Genomic DNA, 4,764 nt, shown 5'->3' with positions numbered 1-4,764 from the left:
AAGACGGCGTCCCCACAGCATCAACCGGTCCTTGGCGCGAGTACTGGCCTCCACTGCTGCCTTCACCTCGAGCACCACGAACTCCGAGTGGCCCGTCTGGGACAGCACGTCCTCGACGATTTCCGCGACATCCGCCGGGAGGGAGTGCCCGATCTCGCGATAGAAGTCGGCAGCGATTCCGTCGCCGACGTACGCCTTCACGAGCGATTCCAGCCACGTCGACGGTGTCGTCGACGCGTGGTAGTTGTCGAGAGCTCGAACGAACGGGTCCATGACGGCGAAGATCTCGTGGCCACGTTCCGTCAACGCCGTTTCCAGAGTCTCGAAGTGGTCCATCTCGGCGGCGGCCATGCTGGCGAACGCCACCTTGCCTCGCAGGTCCGGTGCCATTTGTGCGTCCTCCGCCAAGCGGTAGAACGCCGAAATCTCGCCATACGCGAGAACGGCAAACAAATCGATCACGCCGGGGTGATCGGAAGCGACTCGGCCTCCGGTTCCAGCGTCCGTCGAAGCATCAAGATCGTGTGCGCCCATGACTACGAACTGTAGTGCTTCGACGGCCGACGCGACCGGCAAGGACCGCATGTCCGATTCGGTGATCTTCGACATGTCATCGCGAGGGACGGACAACGTGCAGCTACAATGGTCTTGGGAGTTCGCCAGTTCCCCCGGGCCAATTGGTTAGCCGGGACGGCTGTATTCACACGAACCCCACCGATAATGTGCGCGCACCTGCATCGACGGTTGTCGCCCGCTTCGCCGAGATCTCCGGACGGTTCGAATTCGTCCGAGTGGAATTCAGTGCTGAGGCGTAGGCATGACCGAAGAAAAAGAGGGCATCGACATCGGCCGACTTACGGCCTGGCCCCTTACCTTGTGCGTGCGTACCGCCACGAGGAAAGGCTAGTCCCCTGAGCAAGATCACTGTCGACCACGAAGACGAAGCAACCGAGAACACCGTTTCCGTCCAGCTCGACGACACCCATGTACCCCCGAGCTTCGCCGAACTCGGTGTCCGCGACGAAATCGTCCGCGCACTGAACGAGATCGGCATCGAGCGCACCTTCGCCATCCAGGAACTCACCCTTCCGTTGGCTCTCGCCGGTGACGACCTCATCGGTCAGGCCCGCACCGGAATGGGCAAGACCTTCGGTTTCGGCGTCCCGCTCCTGCATCGCATCGTCACCGCCGAGAACGGCACAGCTGTTCTCGACGGCACGCCCCGCGCTCTGATCATCGTTCCCACCCGCGAGCTGTGCATCCAGGTCGCCCGCGACCTCGAGAACGCCAGCAAGTACCTCCGGGTCGGCGACCGCGGTCTCCAGGTTCTGCCCATCTACGGCGGCCGTCCGTACGAGGCGCAGATCTCGGCACTCCAGAAGGGCGTCGACGTTGTCGTCGGCACCCCGGGTCGCCTGCTCGACCTCGCCAACCAGTCGCACCTGATCCTGGGCAAGGTGGGCGTTCTCGTCCTCGACGAGGCCGACGAAATGCTCGACCTGGGATTCCTCCCCGACATCGAACGCCTCATGGGCATGGTCCCCGACAAGCGTCAGACGATGCTCTTCTCCGCGACGATGCCCGGCCCGATCATCACCCTGGCTCGCACCTTCCTGACGCAGCCGACGCACATCCGCGCCGAAGAGGCCGAATCCTCCGCGGTGCACGATCGCACCAGCCAGCACATCTACCGTGCACACGCGCTCGACAAGGCCGAGATGGTCGCCCGCGTCCTGCAGGCCGAAGGCCGCGGCGCGACGATGATCTTCACCCGCACCAAGCGCACAGCCCAGAAGGTGGCCGACGATCTCGCGGAACGCGGCTTCTCCGTCGGTGCCGTCCACGGTGACCTCGGCCAGATCGCCCGTGAAAAGGCGCTGAAGGGCTTCCGTAACGGCAAGGTCGACGTTCTGGTCGCCACCGACGTCGCTGCCCGCGGTATCGACATCGACGACGTCACCCACGTCATCAACTACCAGTGCCCCGAGGACGAGAAGACCTACGTCCACCGCATCGGTCGTACCGGCCGCGCCGGACGCACCGGCATCGCCGTCACGCTGGTCGACTGGGACGACATCCCTCGCTGGCAGCTCATCGACAAGGCACTGAGCCTCGGAATCCCCGACCCGGTCGAGACCTACTCCAGCTCGCCGCACCTCTACGAAGAGTTGTCCATTCCGGCCGATGCCAAGGGCACTGTTCGCAAGGCCAAGGCCGCCCCGGAGAAGGCAGCAACGGACAAAGCAGCAACGGACAAAGCAGACGCGCCGAAGTCGACCGACTCGGACGGCAACGAAGAGAAGGCCGCTCCCCGCCGCAACCGGACCCGTCGCCGCACCCGCGCCGGCGCTTCGACCGACGCCGCGACGTCCACCACCGCCGGCGCCACCACAGCTCCCCCTTCGGCACCCGCGGCAACCGCTGCCGAGAACTCGGACGAAGACGGAGCGGCCAAGCCGCGTCGCCGTCGGCGTCGTCGCCCCGCGGCTTCCGCGACAGCAGGCGCCGCAGAGTAAGCTGCCGATGTGCTGGCTCCCGAAAGGCGTACTCGCTCAGATGTCATCGGTGCGCTGGCAATCGCGCTGGCCGTAATCGTGGCGGTGACCGTTGTGTGGTTGCGCAGTGATGCGCGCGGAACCACCTCGGTCACCGCCGAATCTCCACTCCCACCTCTGTCGACGTCGGTGTTGTTACCCGACATCCTGAAGCAGACGTGGGAATCTCCCAGTGCCGACTCGACGGCACCGATCACCGTCGGAAATGCCGTCGTCACCGCCGACGGCTCCGAGGTGATCGGCCGCGATCCGGCAACGGGCGAAGAAGTATGGCGATACGCGCGCAACATTCCGCTGTGCGGCGCGATCGGTTCGTGGGATCGCGTCGTCAGCGTCTATCAGGACGATCGCGGTTGCTCTCAGGTCACGTCGCTGGTCGCCGACACCGGCGCCCGAAAGGACCAGCGCAACAGCGACGCCGATTCTGCGGTCAGCCTTTCAGCGGACGGCACCTACCTGATTTCGCGCGGCAGTGAGCGAATGGAACTGTGGCGCTCGGACCTCGTCCGAACCCTCGAGTACGGCCGGGTCGACGCGAAGGTCAACCCCAACAAGCAACCCCGCACCGGATGCACGCTGCTCGACGCTGCGTCGAGCGCCAACCGAGTCTCGGTACTCGAGCGCTGCCCCGGTGAAGCCTCCAACAGGTTGACGGTGATGAATCCCGCACCCAAGGACGCCCAGGAACCCGAAGAGTACGGATCCGCGATTCTCCTCGACTCCGAGGGCGCCCGCCTGCTTGCCGTGGCCGGCGAAAAGACGGCCGTCTACCTCCCTGCCGCCAACGGAACCGTTTCTCGCATCACCATTTTCGACGGATCCGGCAATCCGATCGTCGACTATCCGATCGAGGGAGCGGTGACCGAAGGCGCCCGCACCCACGCCGACAAGGCTTCGATCACGTGGTGGACCGGCTCGCAGACCGTCAACCTGCGCCTGAGCGATCTGGCTCCGACGTGGATCGTCAACGGAACGTCCGGACCCGGAAGCATGGTTGCCGGTCAGATGCTCATCCCCGTTCCGGGCGGCATTGCAGCCGTCAGTCCGTCGGACGGAGCGGTGCAGCGCATGATCGCAGTCGACCGCGGTGAGACGGCGACACCGATCGTGCTCGCCAGTGCGGGCGAGACGATTCTGGAACAGCGCGGCGATACCTTGTTCGCGCTGCGCTAGAAGCTCACCTTCCTCAGATCGCCAGCTCCGGCGCGAAAGTCACGACTTCGTTTCCAGCCCAATGCTTTACGAGATTGTCCGCGAGTTCACGATAGGCATCCGCACCCTTGTTCTTTCGTCCGGCGAGGACCGTCGCGCCCGACGCGGACGCCTCGGCGAACTTGACGGTGCGTGGGATCGGAGGCGCCAGAACGGCCAGGGAGTAGCGGTCGCTGACGTCGGCGAGCACGTCGCGACTGTGCGTGGTTCGAGCGTCGTACAGAGTCGGAAGTGCGCCGAGCAGAACAAGATCCGGGTTGGTGATGGCTTGGACTTCACGAACCGTACGCAGCAGCTGTCCGACGCCGCGGTGTGCGAGGGTTTCGCATTGCAGTGGAACCAGAACCGACTGCGCCGCAGTCAATCCGTTGAGTGTGAGCACACCCAACGACGGTGGGCAGTCGATGATGATGACGTCGTAAGAGCCCAGGAGCGGAGACAGCGCCCGCTTGAGCGCGAACTCTCGACCGGGTCGCATCAGGAGCAGCGCTTCGGCGCCCGCGAGATCGATCGTGGCCGGCAGGAGATCCATACCGTCGTCCGTCTTCAGCACGGCGTCGACCGCGTCGAGATCACCCGCCAGGACCTCGTTGACCGAACGCTCGAGGCGATCCGGGTTGTGTCCGAGCGAGAACGTCAGGCAGCCCTGCGGGTCGAGATCCACCACCAAGACTCGTTGTCCGAGCGCGGACAAAGCCGCACCGAGAGAAGCGACGGTAGTGGTTTTAGCCACGCCGCCCTTTTGATTCGCCACTGCGAGAACCGTCGTCACACGTAGATCCTTGCGCACTTCGCGCCAGGAGGCGAGCTACACACGCGAGGCAGCCTGCAATGATGGTCGACATGACGTCCCAGTCCGCCCCCTCGTCGATCCCCCTCGGTGCTCGCGTCGTACTCATGCGACACGGTGAAACCGAGTGGGCACGCACCGGGAAACACACGGGCCGGACCGAGGTTCCGCTGACTCCGCTCGGCGAGATGCAGGCAACCGCGACCG

General features: G+C 64.8%; 5 protein-coding genes. 3 read left to right on the top strand and 2 right to left on the bottom strand.

Annotated features, from left to right (window positions below; all coding sequences use genetic code 11):
• A partial coding sequence (locus tag A2J01_RS09630) for a ferritin-like fold-containing protein (protein ID WP_064112599.1) occupies positions 1-534 on the bottom strand: 534 nt, incomplete at its 3' end.
• 377 nt (positions 535-911) lie between these two features.
• Between A2J01_RS09630 and A2J01_RS09625 the strand changes: the two genes are divergently transcribed.
• The gene (locus A2J01_RS09625; protein WP_030534998.1) at positions 912-2,516 is read left to right on the top strand and encodes a DEAD/DEAH box helicase; all 1,605 of its coding nucleotides are present in this window, start codon (positions 912-914) and stop codon (positions 2,514-2,516) included.
• 9 nt (positions 2,517-2,525) lie between these two features.
• On the top strand, positions 2,526-3,728 hold the full coding sequence (locus A2J01_RS09620) for an Rv3212 family protein (RefSeq protein WP_064112598.1): 1,203 nt from the start codon (positions 2,526-2,528) through the stop codon (positions 3,726-3,728).
• A 13-nt stretch (positions 3,729-3,741) separates the two neighbouring features.
• Here the strand turns inward: A2J01_RS09620 and A2J01_RS09615 are convergent, their stop codons facing one another.
• The gene (locus tag A2J01_RS09615; protein WP_030535000.1) at positions 3,742-4,539 is read right to left on the bottom strand and encodes a ParA family protein; all 798 of its coding nucleotides are present in this window, start codon (positions 4,537-4,539) and stop codon (positions 3,742-3,744) included.
• 59 nt (positions 4,540-4,598) lie between these two features.
• Between A2J01_RS09615 and A2J01_RS09610 the strand changes: the two genes are divergently transcribed.
• A partial coding sequence (locus tag A2J01_RS09610; protein ID WP_197494190.1) for a phosphoglycerate mutase family protein occupies positions 4,599-4,764 on the top strand: 166 nt, incomplete at its 3' end.

Source organism: Rhodococcus sp. EPR-134, assembly GCF_001647205.1.
GTDB lineage: Bacteria > Actinomycetota > Actinomycetes > Mycobacteriales > Mycobacteriaceae > Rhodococcus_F > Rhodococcus_F qingshengii.
The sequence above is the reverse complement of the archived record's forward strand: the minus strand, read 5'-3'. Positions and strand labels throughout refer to the sequence as shown.